Source organism: Microbacterium sp. Y-01 (assembly GCF_003856715.1).
GTDB lineage: Bacteria > Actinomycetota > Actinomycetes > Actinomycetales > Microbacteriaceae > Microbacterium > Microbacterium algeriense.
In genome coordinates, this window is record NZ_CP024170.1 from 2,518,252 (window position 1) to 2,534,058 (window position 15,807).

14 protein-coding genes and 1 riboswitch are annotated in these 15,807 nt (G+C 70.3%); all 14 genes read right to left on the reverse strand.

Translation table 11 applies throughout. The features are described from left to right. Nucleotides 1–28 precede the first annotated feature (28 nt). Nucleotides 29–2,176 carry a bifunctional hydroxymethylpyrimidine kinase/phosphomethylpyrimidine kinase gene (locus tag CSX12_RS11945; protein WP_124895930.1) on the reverse strand — a complete coding sequence of 716 codons (2,148 nt, stop codon included), beginning with the start codon at nt 2,174–2,176 and terminating at the stop codon, nt 29–31. Next, complete coding sequence (gene thiM / locus CSX12_RS11950) at nt 2,173–3,021, reverse strand: hydroxyethylthiazole kinase (RefSeq protein ID WP_124895931.1); 849 nt, start codon at nt 3,019–3,021, stop codon at nt 2,173–2,175. Before thiM ends, CSX12_RS11945 begins: the two co-directional genes overlap by 4 nt. Beyond that, nucleotides 3,012–3,105, reverse strand: a riboswitch (TPP riboswitch). (Overlaps the previous gene by 10 nt.) A 7-nt stretch (nt 3,106–3,112) precedes the next feature. After that, a complete protein-coding gene (locus tag CSX12_RS11955) occupies nt 3,113–4,084 on the reverse strand; it encodes an NAD-dependent epimerase/dehydratase family protein (RefSeq protein WP_124895932.1) in 972 nt (323 codons plus the stop codon). 77 nt (nt 4,085–4,161) lie between these two features. Next, the gene (locus CSX12_RS11960) at nt 4,162–6,750 is read right to left on the reverse strand and encodes a phenylalanine--tRNA ligase subunit beta (RefSeq protein ID WP_124895933.1); all 2,589 of its coding nucleotides are present in this window, start codon (nt 6,748–6,750) and stop codon (nt 4,162–4,164) included. Next, nucleotides 6,750–7,790, reverse strand: a complete 1,041-nt coding sequence (gene pheS / locus CSX12_RS11965; RefSeq protein ID WP_017202419.1) for a phenylalanine--tRNA ligase subunit alpha — start codon at nt 7,788–7,790, stop codon at nt 6,750–6,752. Before pheS ends, CSX12_RS11960 begins: the two co-directional genes overlap by 1 nt. Nucleotides 7,791–7,847: 57 nt before the next feature. Next, on the reverse strand, nt 7,848–8,750 hold the full coding sequence (locus CSX12_RS11970; RefSeq protein ID WP_017202420.1) for an amino acid ABC transporter permease: 903 nt from the start codon (nt 8,748–8,750) through the stop codon (nt 7,848–7,850). Beyond that, complete coding sequence (locus CSX12_RS11975) at nt 8,747–9,394, reverse strand: amino acid ABC transporter permease (protein ID WP_124895934.1); 648 nt, start codon at nt 9,392–9,394, stop codon at nt 8,747–8,749. Before CSX12_RS11975 ends, CSX12_RS11970 begins: the two co-directional genes overlap by 4 nt. Nucleotides 9,395–9,471: 77 nt before the next feature. Next, the gene (locus CSX12_RS11980) at nt 9,472–10,386 is read right to left on the reverse strand and encodes a glutamate ABC transporter substrate-binding protein (RefSeq protein ID WP_017202422.1); all 915 of its coding nucleotides are present in this window, start codon (nt 10,384–10,386) and stop codon (nt 9,472–9,474) included. A 55-nt stretch (nt 10,387–10,441) separates the two neighbouring features. Beyond that, nucleotides 10,442–11,188: an amino acid ABC transporter ATP-binding protein gene (locus CSX12_RS11985; protein WP_124896892.1), complete on the reverse strand. Its 747-nt coding sequence runs from the start codon at nt 11,186–11,188 to the stop codon at nt 10,442–10,444. Between the two features lie 258 nt (nt 11,189–11,446). Then, complete coding sequence (locus CSX12_RS11990) at nt 11,447–12,409, reverse strand: TAXI family TRAP transporter solute-binding subunit (protein ID WP_124895935.1); 963 nt, start codon at nt 12,407–12,409, stop codon at nt 11,447–11,449. Next, on the reverse strand, nt 12,406–13,782 hold the full coding sequence (locus CSX12_RS11995; RefSeq protein WP_164479579.1) for a sensor histidine kinase: 1,377 nt from the start codon (nt 13,780–13,782) through the stop codon (nt 12,406–12,408). Before CSX12_RS11995 ends, CSX12_RS11990 begins: the two co-directional genes overlap by 4 nt. A gap of 3 nt (nt 13,783–13,785) precedes the next feature. Next, on the reverse strand, nt 13,786–14,457 hold the full coding sequence (locus CSX12_RS12000) for a response regulator transcription factor (RefSeq protein ID WP_017202426.1): 672 nt from the start codon (nt 14,455–14,457) through the stop codon (nt 13,786–13,788). A 52-nt stretch (nt 14,458–14,509) separates the two neighbouring features. Then, nucleotides 14,510–15,322: an RNA methyltransferase gene (locus CSX12_RS12005; protein WP_026049755.1), complete on the reverse strand. Its 813-nt coding sequence runs from the start codon at nt 15,320–15,322 to the stop codon at nt 14,510–14,512. Between the two features lie 84 nt (nt 15,323–15,406). Further along, nucleotides 15,407–15,793, reverse strand: a complete 387-nt coding sequence (rplT, locus tag CSX12_RS12010) for a 50S ribosomal protein L20 (RefSeq protein WP_017202428.1) — start codon at nt 15,791–15,793, stop codon at nt 15,407–15,409. Between the last annotated feature and the right edge of the window lie 14 nt (nt 15,794–15,807).

The window sequence follows — 15,807 nt, forward strand, 5'->3', positions numbered from 1 at the left end:
CCCCGGCCGCCACCGCAAATCCGGTCCGTCATCCGACGGGATACGACTCCAGCGGCGCGGCGAAGAACGCGAGCTCGTGCGCGCTCGACGCCTCGAAGGCGCGCCGGAGGCGCGCTCTCCGCTCGGGCGGGGCCGCGGAGGCCGCCACGGTGGCATGGACGACCGCCGCGCGGGTCGCCTCCTCGAAGGCGGGGTCGGCATAGGTCGCCAGCCACGAGGCGTACGGGTGCTCCGGGTTCTGCGCATGCTCGCCGAACTCCCCGGCATGCAGCCGCCCGAGGTCGGTGTAGAGCCAGAAGCACGGGAGGACGGCGGCGACGATCTCCGCGTAGTCGCCGCCGAACGCCACGGAGCGCAGGTGGTCGAGGTACGCGACGGTTGCCGGCGCCGGTTCGGCGGCGAAGGTCGCCGCACTCACGCCCTGCGCCGGCGTCAGCCAGGAGGCATGGAGGTCGAGCTCGCCGGCGATGGATCCGCGGGAGGACTCCGCCCAGAACGCCTGCTCCTGAGAGGTGGGGGCGAGTCGGGCGGCCTCGGCGAGCACGCGGGCGTACTCGCGGAGGTAGAGCGCGTCCTGCGCGAGGTACCAGACGAACGGTTCGCGCTCCAACGTTCCGTCGGCGAGCGCGCGGATGAAGGGCAGCTCGTCGATCGCGGCCCTGGTCTGCGCGATCCTCTCCCACCAGTCGGCGGCGATGTCCGTGGCCTCCGTCGCGCTCTCCGTCCCGCCCCGTCGCCACAGTCCGGCGAAGTGATGGATCGGCCCCGCGCCGCCGCCCACCCGCAGCGACTCCCCCGCGCGGAGGGACTCGCGGAGCCAGGCGCGGGCCGCGCGGACGGCTGCCACCGGATCGTCTCCCCTGGCCAGCCGGGTCGCGAGGGCGGAGGACAGCGAGCATCCGGTGCCGTGGGTGTTCCGACTCGGGATGCGCTCCCCCGGGAACTCCTGCCGCAGCCCGCGGCGAGCGTCCCGCAGCGCATCCGGAGCGTCATCCGCGTCGAGGTGTCCGCCCTTGACGAGGACGGCGGCCCCGACGTCGCGCGACAGCTCCTCCGCCGCGGACTGCGCGTCTTCCCAGTCGGCGAGCGCTCGCCCCGACAGCACCGCGAGCTCGGCGAGGTTCGGGGTGATGAGCGTGGCCCGACCCAGCAGGTCGCGCAGCTCCCGTTCGGCGGCCGGATCCAGGAGCCGATCGCCCGAGGTCGCCACCATGACGGGGTCGAGCACGACGATCGGCGGGCGCACGTCATCGAGCCAGGCGGAGACGGTCCGGATGACCGAGGCGTCGGCCAGCATCCCGATCTTCACCGCGTCGATCACGATGTCGTCCGACACCGCGTCGAGCTGCGCACGCAGGAACTCCGCCGGCGGCACGTGCACTCCGCGCACACCGCGGGTGTTCTGCGCGGTGAGCGCTGTCAGGACCGCCATCCCGTATCCGCCGTTCGCCGCGATCGACTTGAGGTCCGCCTGGATGCCGGCGCCGCCCGAGGGGTCGCTGCCCGCGATGCTGAGGATCCGGGGCACGGAACCGGCCGACCACCGGCGCCGGAACGCGGCGGCGGTCGCTGCCGGGTCGGCGACGGCGCACAACGCCGAGACGACGGCGAGACCCGCGGCGCCGGCGTCGCGCAGATCCTCGGTGTCGTCGATGCCGACGCCCCCGATCGCCACGCATGGCAGCGGGGTTCTGGCGGCGAGGTCGCGGAAACCCTCGACCCCGAGCGGGGCCGGGTGATCCGCCTTGGTGGGGGTAGGGCGGATGACGCCGACGCCGAGGTAGTCGACGGTCCCGACCGGGAGGGCGTGCACCGCGTCGAGGTGCGCCGGAGTGTTCGCGGTGAGGCCGATCAGCGCGTCCGGTCCCAGGACCCGACGCGCCCGCAGCACCGATGCATCGCCCTGCCCGAGGTGCACCCCGTCGACCCTCGCACCGTGCGCGCGGGCGGCGACCGCGGCATCGAGCCGGTCGTTCACCACCAGGAGCGCGCGTCCGTCGATGACCTCCGACAGGGCGAGCAGCTGCTGCACGGTCTCCGCATCCGTCGCGTTCTTGTCCCGGAGCTGAACGAGACGCACGCCGCCGTCGACGGCCCGGCGAACCGTCTCGACGACTCCGCGGTCGCCGCACAGCTCGGGGTCGGTGACGAGGTAGAGCGAGAGGTCGGCGATCACAGGACGCCTGCCTCGATGCGCGCGGCCGCCCTGACGTCGTCGGCGCCGACGGCGGCGAGCGCATCCAGCAGGGCGACGGCGAAGCTCCCGGGCCCACCGGCTTCCGCGGCGGCACGCTCGGCGGCGATCGTGTAGACGAGAATCGCGGCGGCCACGGCGGTGAGCTCATCATGATCGGTCGCCGTCGCCGTGCCGAGGAACGCGGCCATCACGGCTCCGAGGGCGCATCCTCCGCCCGTGACGCGCGTCAGGAGCTCGTGGCCGTTCGCCAGGCGCAGCACGCGGTCTCCGTCCGTGACGAGGTCGATCGGGCCGGAGACCGCGACGACGCCGCTCGTGCGCCGGGCGAGGAGGACCGCTGCCTCGAAGGCGGCATCCGTGCTGTCGGTGGCATCCACACCCCGTCCGCCGGCGCTGAGGCCGGCGAGGGCGAGGATCTCGGAGGCGTTGCCGCGGATCGCGGTCGGCCTGTGCGCGAGGAGCTCGTGCGCCAGAGCGGTGCGCACCGGCAGCACACCGATCGCGACGGGGTCGAGCACCCACGGGGTGCCGGACGCCGCGGCACCCGCGACCGCCTCAGCACCGGCGGCACGCTGCTCCGGGGTGGGGGTTCCCAGGTTGATCAGCACACCGGAGGCGACGCGGGCGAACAGACCGGCCTCGTCGACGATGTCGACCATCGCCGGTGCGGCGCCGAGGGCCAGCAGCACGTTGGCGGTGAAGCCCGTGACGACGGCGTTGGTGATGCAGTGGGTCAACGGAGGCGTCTCGCGGAGCACCTCCAGGAGGTCCGCAGCACTGCCTGCGAGGTCGAGGGCGGAATCAGGACGCAGAAGATCGCTCATCGCGACATCCCTTCGCTAGTACGAACTAGATCAGGTTCGACGGGTGTGATCTCAGCCGCGGATGCGGCACCCCGTGTCACTGCCTCGCAGTCTAGCGAGCGAAGACGTCGAGCAGTTCGCGCTCCTCGTCCCGCGTGAGTCCGGCCCGGCGCTCCCTGTCGACACCGCGCTCGCGTTCATCGGCCACGACGCGCTCCACCGTGTCGGAGAGGGGCGAGAGAGTGCCGCCGCTCTCCCTGTACCGTGCGTTCGAGCGGGTCATGAACCCGGCCATCTCCGGCGGCAGCCACAGCGGCAGGGAGCGCGGTCCGGCCCAGTACTCGACCCCCTCCGCGACGAGACGCTCCTCATCGCCGACGATCACCTGTCCGATGTGTCCCGTCGCCGCGCGCACGGTCCGGAGCACATCCTCCAGATCGCGCACGTCCCCGATCGCGTTCACGGCGCCGGTGACGGTCGCGGCCACGACGAACGCGGCGACGTCGTCCACGTCGATGATCTGCGCCTTCCGGCCGTGGAGCGGAGGGACGAGCACCGGCTCGTCGAGGGCACGGAGGAACGCCGCTGCCCAATACCCGAAGCGATCGCTCGGGTCGCCGTCTCCCACGATGAGGCCGGGACGCAGGAGGAGCGCCCTGTCGCCGAGAGCATCCTGCACCGCGTCCTCCGCCGCGACCTTCTGCGGACCGTAGTCGTACTCCTCGCCCTCCTGCGCCGCAGGGTGCCGCGGGGCCGATTCGTCCGTTCCGACGGTCTCGTCATCGCGATACACGGACATCGAGGACACGAACGTCCATCGGGCGGCGCGATCACCGAGCGCACGGACCGCCGCGGAGACGTGATCCGCGCGGGAGGAGATGTCGATGACGTGATCCCAGTCCGTCCCGGAGACGACGTCGTAGGCGTCGTCCTCGTCGCGGTCGGCGAGGACGAGGCTCGCCCCGGGCGGCGCCGGGCGACCGCCGCGGGCCAGGCACGTCACGGTCGCCCCCGCACCCAGCGTGTGCGCCGCGATGCGCCCCGACAGCCATCCGGTCCCTCCGAGGATCAGCACATCCGTCATGTGCCCATGCCATCAGGAAGGACGGCCGCGGGGAAGAGCATCCGCTCAGAGCGGAGAGCTCGTCAGGCGATGATCGGTCACTCCCGGATGGCCGCGCCGAAGCGCTCGGCGGCCACCGCGACACCCGCGAGCTTGGCCTCGGAGGCTTCCGCCGCGGTGAGCGTACGGTCGTCAGCGCGGAAACGCAGGGCGAACGTCAGGCTCTTTGAACCCTCCGCCACCCCCTCGCCGCGATAGTCGTCGACCAGACGCACCGATTCGAGCAGCGCCCCGGCGCCCTCTGCCAGCGCCGCACGGACATCCGCCGCGGGGACATCGGCCGACAGCGTGAGCGAGACATCCTGCGTCGCTGCGGGGAACGTCGACAGCGAGGCCGCGACGACCCGTCCGCCCGCGAGCGTCAGGATCCGGTCGAGGTCGAGTTCGAACACGATCGCCCGTCCTGGCAGGTCCGCGTCCTCCGTCACGGCGGGGTGCAGCTCGCCGACGTAGCCGACCGCCTCGCCCGCCACCAGGAGCGAACCTGTGCGCCCGGGATGCAGTGCAGCGCGCTCCGTCTGGACCACATCGATGTCCACACCAGCCGCCGCGGCGATCACGCGCACCGCGTCCAACGCCTCGACGAGCCCCGCCGGCTCCGCGGGACGACCCGGCTGGCGCGGGGTGATGTTCCCGGTCAGCAGCCCCGCGACGTGGCGGTGCTGCGGCGGGATGGACGCGTCGAGCTCGGCGAGCGTCTCATCCGACGGGCGCGCGCCCAGCGGCGGGACCTCGTCGGTGCCGTACTCGACACCGGGCTCAGGGAGGAACACGACACCGGTCTCGAAGATCGCGAGGTCGGTGAGGCCGCGCGAGATGTTGCGGTGCGCGGTCTGCAGCAGCCCGGGGATGAGCGAGCGCCGCAGGAACGGCATCTGTCCGTCGAGCGGGTTGGCCAGGCGGATGCTCGGCAGGTGCTCGCCGGACGCCGAGCCGTGCAGGTCGTTCTGCGCCTCGGCCGTGAATGGGAAGGCGGGGGTCTCGACGAAGCCTGCGGCCGCGAGAGCGTTCGCCACTCGGCGGCGCCCCTGCTGGTGCGCGGTGAGACCGCGCCCGGAGGGCGGGGTCGGCAGCACCGACGGGATGCGGTCGAGCCCGTGGATGCGGGCGACCTCCTCGGCGAGCGTCCACTTGTCGGTAAGGTCAGGGCGCCAGGTGGGCGGGATGACCGTCCACCCGCTCTCCCCCTGGGTCCCTGAGCTCTCCCCCTGGCTCCCTGAGCTCTCCCCCTGGGTCCCTGAGCTCTCCCCCTGGGTCCCTGAGCCTGTCGAAGGGCTGACCTCCGCGCCGATGGTCGTCAACGCCCCGGTGATCTCGTCGTCGGTGTAGTCGACGCCGATGAGCCCCTGCACGAAACCGCGCGGGAGCTCGATCTCCGCGACGAAGATCTCGGCGAAGAGAGCCCCGCCCTCCTCCGTGAGCGTGCCGCCGGCGAGCTCGACCATGAGGTCGGCCGCGCGGCGAGCGGCGACGAACGGGATCAGCGGATCCACGCCGCGCTCGAAGCGCTTGGACGCCTCGCTGGGCAGCTTGTGCCGACGCGCGGTGCGGGCGATGGTCGTCGGGTCGAAGATCGCCGCCTCGATGAGGACGTTCTTCGTCGTGTCGCCCATCTCAGTGGTGCCGCCGCCCATGACGCCGGCGAGACCGATCGGACCCGATTCATCGGTGATGAGCAGGTCTTCGACGTGCAGGTCACGCTCCACGCCGTCGAGCGTGGTCATCTTCTCCCCCGGCGTCGCACGGCGGACGGTGATGCCGCCCGTGAGCTTGTCGAGGTCGTAGCCGTGCAGCGGCTGGCCGAGTTCGAGCATCACGTAGTTCGTGATGTCGATGAGCACACCCAGCGAGCGCATGCCCGCGAGACTCAGCCGCGCGATCATCCAGGGCGGTGTGGGCCGCGACGGATCGACATCGCGCACGACCCGGGTGACGAACTCGCTCGCACCGACGTTGCCGCGGACGGGCGCCTGGTCGTCGACGGCGGCCGTGTGCCCGGAGCCGGGCTGCAGCTCGGCGAAGTCGCGCTCCGCCGGGTCGCGGAACGCCGCGCCGGTGGCGTGTGCGTACTCGCGGGCGACTCCGCGGAGGGAGAACGCGTAGCCGCGGTCGGGCGTGACGTTGATCTCCACCGCCACGTCGTCGAGGCCGAGCAGCGCGATCGCATCGGCGCCGACGGGCGCGTCGATGCCGAGGTCGGACAGCACGAGGATGCCGTTGTGCTCGTCGCCCAGGCCCAGCTCCCGCGCCGAGGCGATCATGCCGTCGGAGACGTGACCGTAGGTCTTGCGGGCGGCGATCGGGAACGGACCGGGCAGCACGGCGCCCGGGAGCGTCACGATCACCTTGTCGCCGACGATGAAGTTGTGCGCACCGCAGACGATGCCGCGGACGCCACCGTGCTCGGAGCCGACGTCCACCTGGCACCAGTTGATGGTCTTGCCGTTCGACTGCGGCTCCGGCTCGATCGAGAGGACCTGGCCGACGACCACGGGGCCGGAGATCTCGAAACGGTGCACGTCCTCTTCTTCGAAGCCGACGGTCACCAGCGCGGCGAGGACATCCTCGGGCGTGGCGTCCGCTGCCAGTTCGACGTACTCACGCAACCACGAAAGCGGGACGCGCATCACACCACCATCCCGTACTGCTCGCTGAATCGGACGTCGCCCTCGGCCATGTCCCGCATGTCCTGCACATCGCTGCGGAACATCAGACCGCGTTCGATGCCCATGCCGAACGCGAAGCCGCTGTATTCCTCCGGGTCGATCCCGGCCGCGCGCAGCACGTTGGGGTTGACCATTCCGCAGCCGCCCCACTCGATCCAGCGCGCGCCGCCCTTGAAGGTCGGGTGCCACAGGTCGAGCTCGGCGGACGGCTCGGTGAAGGGGAAGTAGTTGGTGCGGAAGCGCATCTTGGCCTCAGGGCCGAACAGCTGCCGCGCGAAGTGGTCGAGAGTGCCCTTGAGGTGCGCCATCGTGATGCCCTTGTCGATCACGAGGCCCTCGAACTGCGTGAAGACCGGGAGGTGCGTGGCGTCGAACTCGTCGGTGCGGTAGACACGGCCGGGGCACAGCACGTAGATCGGGACCTCGCGGTCGAGCATCGAGCGCACCTGCACCGGGCTCGTGTGCGTGCGCATCACGAGGTGGCGCGAGGTCGGGTCGACATAGAAGGTGTCCTGCTCCTGGCGGGCCGGGTGGTCGACGTCGAAGTTCAGGGCGTCGAAGTTGAACCACTCGTGCTCGAGTTCCGGCCCCTCCGCGATCTCCCATCCCATGCCGACGAAGATGTCGCAGACCTGGTCCTGGAGGAGCGTGAGGGGGTGCCGCGCCCCGACGTGCGTGCGCGAGGGAAGGGCGGTGATGTCGACGCGCTCCGCCTCCAGACGGGCGGCGACCTCCGCAGCGGCCAGTTCGGCCTCCTTGGCGGCGAGTGCCTGTGTGACCTGTCCTCGGCCCTGACCCACGAGCTTGCCGAACGCGGCCTTGTTCTCGGGGGCGACCTGGCGCATCGAGGCGTTCAGGACTGCGAGCGGCGACCCCTCCGCGACGTGCGCGGCGCGGGCGGACTTCAGCTCCGCGGTGTCGGCTGCGGCAGCGATCGCCGCGAGGGCGTCGGCGACAGCGGCCTCGACCGCTTCCGGGGTGATTTCAGGAGACTCTGACACGAGAATCGAGTCTACCGGCGCGGGGCGACGCTCCCCGCCGCGGCGTCCCGGTCGGCATCAGCGCGGCAGGTCGGAGCCGTCGCCCTGCAGCACGATGAGAGACGTGTTCGTCTCGCCTGCGTGCTGACGCGGGTCCGGCTCCGCCGGTCCCGCCTTCGCCGAGCGCTTCGCACGGCGTTGCAGCCGGTACGCGATGTACGACAGCAGGAGGCAGACGGCGACGTACATCGAGCCGCCGACGATCGCCGCCGGGATCAGCGGGGAGCCGTAGGGCGCCTGGTTGCCGATCTGGTTGATCACGTACAGCAGCTCCTGGTACGTGATGATGAAGCCGAGCGCGGTGTCCTTGAGCGCGACGACGAGCTGGGCGATGATCACCGGCATCATGGCGCGGACCGCCTGCGGGATGAGGATGAAGTACATGACCCCCGTCTTGCGCAGGCCGATCGCGTACCCGGCCTCCTTCTGCCCGCGCGGCAGGGACTCGATCCCGGCGCGCAGCACCTCGGCGAGCACCGAGCCGTTGTAGACGATCAGCGCGATGACGACCGCGAAGTACGGCGGCATCTTGATGCCGAGCACCGGGAGGCCGTAGTACAGCAGCATCATGAGGACGAGGACGGGGACAGCCCGCATGATCTCGATGATCCACCGGACCGGTTCCCGCACCCAGGCGTGCTCGGAGAGACGGCCGATCCCGAGGACGAAGCCGAGGACGATCGACCCGACTCCTGCGGCCGCGAACGCGGACAGGGTGCTCAGCAGTCCCTCGCCGAACCGCACCCAGACCGCGGAGAAGGTGAAGATGTTCCACTTCTCGGCCGTGAACTGGCCGGTGGCGTAGAGACGCCAGACGACCCAGCCGAGGACGGCCAGCACGACCAGGACCGTGAGGGCGCCGATGAGCCGGTTGCGGACGACGGCACGGGGGCCGGGGACGTCGAAAAGGACGGAACTCATCGCGCGATCCTCCACTTGTTCTCGAGAACGCGCTGCACCCAGCTGAGCAGCAGCACCAGCACCACGAAGATGACCATGACCCACAGCAGCACGACCAGGGCGTTCTCGCCCCGCTCGCTGAGCGCCGCGCGGATCGTGCCGAGGTTCACGACGGAGAAGCCCGCGGCGACCGTCGTGTTCTTCATGAGCGCGATCAGGACGCTCATCATCGGCGGCACGACCGAGCGCGTCGCCTGCGGCAGCACCACGTAGCGCATGACCTGACCGAAGTTCAGTCCGATCGCGCGTGCCGCTTCCGCCTGCCCGACCGGCACGGTGTTGATGCCGGCGCGCAGGGCCTCGGCGACGTAGGTCGCGGTGTAGATGCCGAGCGCGATGACAGCGAGCAGAACGGAGTTCACCCGCTCGCCGAGCAGGATCGGGAGGCAGAACGCGAAGAAGAACATCACCAGCGTCAGCGGGGTGTTGCGGATCCAGTTGACGTACACGCCGCCGACGGCGCGGGCGATCGGAACCGGCGAGACGCGGGCCGCGCCGACGATCAGGCCGAGGACCAGCGCGATGATGCCGCCTCCGAGGAACAGCACGATGGTTCCCCACAGCGCATCTCCCCAGAGGTCGAGGTGGTCGGTGATGACTCCCACTGCTGCTCCTGTCGGTTCCGGTCTCGGCGTTCTCGTCGGTGAAGGGGCGGCCGGCTCAGCCGGCCGCCCCGCTCAGGTCAACCGACGGGGTCGACCTCGGGCTGGGTCGCCTTGACGCCCGAGGCGCCGAGGTTGTTGTCGAAGATCTGCTGCCAGATGTCGCCGCCATCGGTCAGCTGCGTGTTGAAGTACTCCACCAGCGCGTCATCGCCCTTGGCGACGCCGATGCCGTAGCGCTCCTCGCTGAACGGCTCGCCGACGACCTTGAGGTTGTCGGGGTCCTGCGCCGCGTAGCCGATGAGGATGGCCTCGTCGGTCGTGACGGCGTCGACCTGCCCGTTCTTGAGGTCCTCGACGCACTTGGAGTACGTGTCGTACTCCTTCGTCTTCACCTCGGGGTAGTTCTCCTTGATGTTCTGGATCGGCGTGGATCCAGTCGCCGAGCAGACCACGGTCGACGAGTCGAGGTCGTCCACGCTCGCGATGTCGCTGTCCGCGGCGACGAGGAGGCCCTGACCGGTGACGAAGTACGGGCCGGCGAAGGAGATCTGCTCCTTGCGCTTGTCGGTGATCGAGTACGTCCCGACGTAGTAGTCGATGTCGCCGTTCACGATGGCCTGCTCGCGGTTGGCGGAGGCAATCGCCTGGAACTCGATCTTCTCCGGGTCGACGCCGAGGGAGGCGGCCATCCAGCGGGCGATGTCGACGTCGAAGCCGGTGCGGTCCCCGGTCACGGGGTCGAGGTATCCGAGGCCCGGCTGGTCCTCCTTGACACCGACCTTGACGGTGCCGGACGACGAGATCCGGTCGAACGTGGGGCTGCCGTCGATGGTGACGTCGGTCTCCACGGTCCAGGGGGCGCTGTTCGAGGTCTCCTCGTCGCCGCCCTCGGGCGCTCCCGTGCTGGACGGGGTTCCGCTGTTGCAGGCCGTCAGCGCCAGCAGCGCCGTCGCTGCGATTCCGATGCCAGCGAGTGTCCGTGTGCGTCGCATGTGCGTCTCCTTCGTGTGCTGTGTGTGCAGGGTCTGTGTGGTGCGATGGTGCGCGTCAGTGCGTGAGGAGCTTCGACAGGAAGTCCTTGGCACGGTCGCTCTTCGGGTTCGTGAAGAACTCCTCGGGAGTCGCCTCCTCCACGATCCGCCCGTCCGCCATGAAGACGACACGGTCGGCGGCCTTCCGCGCGAAGCCCATCTCGTGCGTGACCACGATCATGGTCATGCCGTCCTGGGCGAGCTCGACCATGACGTCGAGCACCTCGTTGATCATCTCGGGGTCCAGCGCGCTGGTCGGCTCGTCGAACAGCATCACCTTGGGCTGCATGGCGAGGGCGCGCGCGATCGCGACGCGCTGCTGCTGTCCGCCGGAGAGCTGCGCTGGGAGCTTGTTCGCCTGCTGCGCCACGCCGACGCGGTTGAGCAGCGTCATGGCCTCGGCCTCGGCGTCCGCCTTCTTGAGCCCGCGGACCTTGATGGGACCGAGGGTGACGTTCTCGAGGATCGTCAGGTGCGCGAACAGGTTGAACGACTGGAACACCATGCCGACGTCGGCCCGCAGGTTCGCGAGGCCCTTGCCCTCGGCCGGGAGCTCTTTGCCGTCGATGCGGATGCTCCCACTGGTGATCGTCTCGAGCCGGTTGATCGTGCGGCACAGCGTCGACTTGCCCGAACCGGAGGGGCCGATCACGACGACGACCTCGCCCGAGTTGACGCTCAGATCGATGTCGGTGAGCGCCTGGAAGTCGCCATAGTGCTTCTGGACGTTCTCGACCACGACGAGGGGTGTATCAGAGGTCATCATTTCTCCAAACTAGCCACGTCGTACCCGGTGCTCCAGGCACATCGGTGAGATTTACACGTTCGTAATCACCTGATCGCGGCGCCGATGCAGCCCTGCATCGACACCCCACGACCCGCCCCCTCGGGCCGCGGGATCGTCCTGCTGCTGCGCTCCCAGCGACAGCAGAGCAGCAGGCCTCCGATCGTGTGCGATCGACCTCACACTGGCAGAGCGATGCGGGGATATCAGAATTCTTGAGGATTTCTTGAGCAGACCTCAGCCGCGCAGCGCCCGGTAGAAGGCGATCGCGCCCGGATGCAGCGGGACCGGCCCGGTGAAGATCGCCGATCGACGGTCCAGCAGGGCCGCCGTGGGCACCTCGCCCGCGATCCGCAGCCGCGCGTCGAACAGGCCGGTCAGCACGTCGCGTGCCACATCGTCCGGGGTGCTCGACGAGGTGATCAGGTAGTTCGGCACCGCCATCGTCGGCGCCGAGGTCGAGATCCCGTAGGTGCCCGCCGGCACGTCCGCCGGTCGGTAGGCGTGCGAGTACTGCTCGTTGACGTGGTTGACCCACTCCTGATCGACCGGCAGCAGTCGCACCGGTGTCGTCCCGGCCAGAGCGGAGATGCCCGGAGTGGGCAGTCCGCCCACCCAGAAGAAGCCGTCGATCTCACCGCTCTCCATCGCGGCGATCGACGCGGCCAGATCGAGTCTCGCGTCGTGGACGGACGCGGTGTCCACATCCGCCGCGGCCAGGATCCGCGCCGCGATCACGTTGACCCCGGAGTTCTCGGCGCCGAGGGAGATCGTGCGTCCTGCGAGGTCGCCGATGTCGTCGATGGCGGAGTCGTCTCGCACCACCACCTGCACGTACTCGTCATACAGCCGCGCGAGCGCCCGCACCGGAAGAGGCTGGTCGAACGCGCCCTTCCCCGCTACCGCGTCCGCCGCGGCGTCCCCCTGGGCGAAGCCGAGGAGCGCCTCCCCCGACGCCACCCGGAGCAGGTTGTCGACGGAGCCCGCGGTCTCCCGGACCGAGAGGGCGACTCCCAGGGAGTCGGACAGCTCATCGGCCAGGTGACGGCCGTAGTCGTAATAGACGCCCGTCGATCCACCGCCGGCGACCTCGTACTCCCCGTCGCCCCATTCCGTCGCCCGCGCGCTGCAGGCCGAGAGCGCGGCGAGCACGGCGAGCGCCATGACCCCGGCGGCCAGGCGCCGTGCGACCGCCCTCATCGCGGGGTCCTGTCCCGGAGGACGAGCTCGACGACGAGGCCGCCCCCATCAGCGGCGGCGACCGCGAGCTCGCCGCCGACCGTGGCCAGCAGATCCGTGGCGATCGCGAGCCCGAGACCCGATCCGGGGATGTCTCCGGTGTCGGCGCTGCGCCAGAACCGGTCGGTGGCGGCGGCGGCCTGCTCGTCGGTCAGCCCCGGTCCGCGATCCCGGACCGTGAGCCGGCACGTCCCGCCGTCGCGCCGCGCACCGATCTCGATCCAGCCGCCGTCCGGGGAGTACTTGACCGCGTTGTCGATCACCGCGTCCAGCGCACTCTCCACGATCGTGCGATCCGTACTGCTCATCACCGAGGCGTCGCCGGTCGATCGCAGCTCGATGCCCCGCCCGGCGGCGACGTCTCGCCAGGCGTCCAGACGACGCGCGGCGAGGGCAGCGAGATCGACGGCCGAGATCGTCGAATCGCCGCGTCCGCCCCGCGCCAGACCCAGCAGCGTCTCCAGGATGCGCGTCATCCGTCGGCCCTCCTCCCGCGTCTCGTCGATGTCATCCCGCCACTCGGGTCCCAGCCCGGTGGCGAGGTGCTCGACGCGCAGCAGCAGGGCGTTGAGCGGGTTGCGCAGCTCGTGCGAGGCGTTCAGCGCGAACTCCTGCTGCCGCGTCATGACCCGCTCGATCTGATCGGCCATCCCGTTGAACACCTGAGCCATGCGCCGCAGCTCGGGCGGCCCCGCGTCCTCCGCGACGCGCGCATCCATCTCGCCGCGTTCGATGGCCACCATCGCCTCATCCAGACGTCCGACCGGTGACAGCACCCACCGCGCCAGCCGGAACACCAGGAGAACACCGAGAGCGGTCAGGACGAGCACGATCGCCGCGAAGAGCAGGAGCTGCTGCAGGATCGCGGTGCGCGGCGCTTCCGCGTCGGCGGAGACGAGCACCGCGCCGATCACGTCCCCGTCATCGAAGACCGGTTCCGCCAGGGCCGCATCCGCGACACCCCACGGCACGTCCGTGGTCGGCTGCTCGGCGCGACGCCCGGAGAGGGCGAGCTTCACCCGTTCGGCGTCCTCATCCCCGAGCACGGCGCCGTCGTGGTCCCCGGCCGCCCAGACGGAGCCGCCGAGGTCGAACACCGTCACCTCGATCCCGTACACCTCCTGGAACCGTCTGACCTCGGCATCGATGACGGCCGGGCTTCCCGAGCGCAGGGCCTGACGCGCGCTCGTCGCGAAGTAGCCCAGGTCACCGAGCTGCTGCGTGTAGAACGCCTGCTGCACGCTCCTCGCGGCACTCCACCCCGCCGCACCGCCGAGCGCCACCAGGATCGCCACCAGCGGCACGAGGAACACCACGATCAAGCGCCTGCGCACGACTCACGCTCCCGCAAGCCGATAGCCGACCCCGCGGACGGTCTCGATCAGCCGTCGGTCCCCGGTCTTCCTGCGGATCGCGCCGACGTGGACCTCGAGCGAGTGCGAGAAGCCGCGCCAATCCGTGTTCCAGACCTCGCGGATCAGGCGCTCCTTCGGCACCGCGACGCCGGGGTAGCGCGCGAGCACCGCGACGATGTCGAACTCCTTGCGCGTGAGCTCCACCGGCGCACCGTCCACGAGCACCTGACGCGACACCAGGTCGATGCGCAGGCCCCCGTCGCGCAGCAGCACCTCGGCGTCCGACTCCGGGATGATCGGACGCGAGCGCCGCGTCACCGCCTCGATCCGGGCGAGCAGCTCGTGCACGTCGTAGGGCTTCACGACGAAGTCGTCCGCGCCCGCTCGCAGGCCCTTGATCCGCTCCGCCACCTGGTTGCGCGCGGTCACGATCACGATCGGGACGTCGGAGCGCCCGCGGATGCGTCGGCAGAGGTCGATGCCGTCGACGTCGGGCAGCCCGAGATCCAGCAGCACCACCTCGGTGTCCGCACCCAGCAGATCCAGGGCGGCCGCGCCGTCCGCCGCACGCACGGTCGCATAGCCGGACCGAGCGAGGAACGCCTCGAGGGCGGCCGCGACCCGTTCGTCGTCCTCGACGATCAGAATCCTCATCGGCCCCGCTTCCCCATCAGCCCCGCTTCCCCATCAGCGTCCGAAACCGCGTTCAGTCGCGGGGCGTCGCACGCTGCGCGAACGCGCTCTCGTAGAGGCACACGCTCGCGGCGGTCGCGAGGTTCAAGGACTCCGCGCGCCCGAAGATCGGCAGCCGCAGCACCTGGTCGGCCAACGCGAGCGCCTCATCCTCGAGCCCTCGCGCCTCGTTGCCGAAGAGCCATCCGGTCGGCTCCGCCAGCACGCCCTCGGCGCGTGCCTGCAGCAGGTCCTCGCCCTTCACGTCGGCCGCGAGGATGCGCAGACCGGCATCGTGGGCGCGTCGGACGACCTCGTCGAGGTCTCCGCCGACCGAGACCGGCAGGTGGAACAGCGAGCCGGTCGTGGCGCGCACCACCTTCGGGTTGTACGGGTCGACCGTGCGCCCGGTCAGGACGACGGCATCAGCGCCGGCGGCATCGGCCGCGCGGATGATCGTGCCGAGGTTGCCCGGGTCGCGCACCTCCTCGCAGATCGCGACGAGACGGGGCGAGGCGTCGAAGATGTCGCGCACCGACGTCGGCGTCTGCTGCACGACCGCGACCAGCCCCTGCGGGGTGACGGTGTCGGCCATCGCGTTCAGCACGTACTCGGTGACGTATTCGACGTCGATGTCTGCCTCGGCGGCCTTGGCCCGGATGTCCGGGTGCTTCTCCCAGCCGGTGGGCGTCGCGAACAGCTCGACGATCGCATCGGGACGATAGGTCAGCGCCTCGCGGACCGATTGCGGTCCCTCCAGGAGGAACAGTCCGGTCTCGGTGCGCGCACTGCGCTTGGTCAGCTTCGCGACGGCACGGACTCGGGGCGAGCGGGGGTTCTCCAGCACGATCACAGTCTAGGGTCACCGCCGTCCTGGAGAACGCGAAACGGGCGCCTTCCCGGAGGAAGACGCCCGTTCGTGAAGAGGTGCTTACGCAGCCGACTTCGGTGCGTTGACGTCGGAGGGCAGAGCCTTCTTCGCCGTCTCGACCAGGGTCGTGAACGTGGCAGCGTCGTTGACCGCGAGGTCGGCGAGCATGCGACGGTCGACCGTGACACCCGCGAGGCCGAGGCCCTGGATGAAGCGGTTGTAGGTCATGCCGTTCTGGCGAGCAGCGGCGTTGATGCGCTGGATCCAGAGACGACGGAAGTCGCCCTTGCGCTTGCGACGGTCCCGGTACGAGTAGACCAGGGAGTGGATGACCTGCTCCTTGGCCTTCCGGTAGAGGCGCGAACGCTGGCCGCGGTAACCGGAGGCGCGCTCGAGGATGACGCGACGCTTCTTGTGGGCGTTTACCGCCCGCTTGACTCTTGCCATTTTCCTGTGTTCCT

Coding starts and splice junctions, on each gene's coding strand:
- CSX12_RS11985 (WP_124896892.1), bottom strand. CDS start 11,188: ATGACCTCTGATACACCCCTCGTCGTGGTCGAGAACGTCCAGAAGCAC.
- CSX12_RS12000 (WP_017202426.1), bottom strand. CDS start 14,457: ATGAGGATTCTGATCGTCGAGGACGACGAACGGGTCGCGGCCGCCCTC.
- thiM (WP_124895931.1), bottom strand. CDS start 3,021: ATGAGCGATCTTCTGCGTCCTGATTCCGCCCTCGACCTCGCAGGCAGT.
- CSX12_RS11955 (WP_124895932.1), bottom strand. CDS start 4,084: ATGACGGATGTGCTGATCCTCGGAGGGACCGGATGGCTGTCGGGGCGC.
- CSX12_RS11970 (WP_017202420.1), bottom strand. CDS start 8,750: ATGAGTTCCGTCCTTTTCGACGTCCCCGGCCCCCGTGCCGTCGTCCGC.
- CSX12_RS11980 (WP_017202422.1), bottom strand. CDS start 10,386: ATGCGACGCACACGGACACTCGCTGGCATCGGAATCGCAGCGACGGCG.
- rplT (WP_017202428.1), bottom strand. CDS start 15,793: ATGGCAAGAGTCAAGCGGGCGGTAAACGCCCACAAGAAGCGTCGCGTC.
- CSX12_RS11960 (WP_124895933.1), bottom strand. CDS start 6,750: ATGCGCGTCCCGCTTTCGTGGTTGCGTGAGTACGTCGAACTGGCAGCG.
- CSX12_RS11990 (WP_124895935.1), bottom strand. CDS start 12,409: ATGAGGGCGGTCGCACGGCGCCTGGCCGCCGGGGTCATGGCGCTCGCC.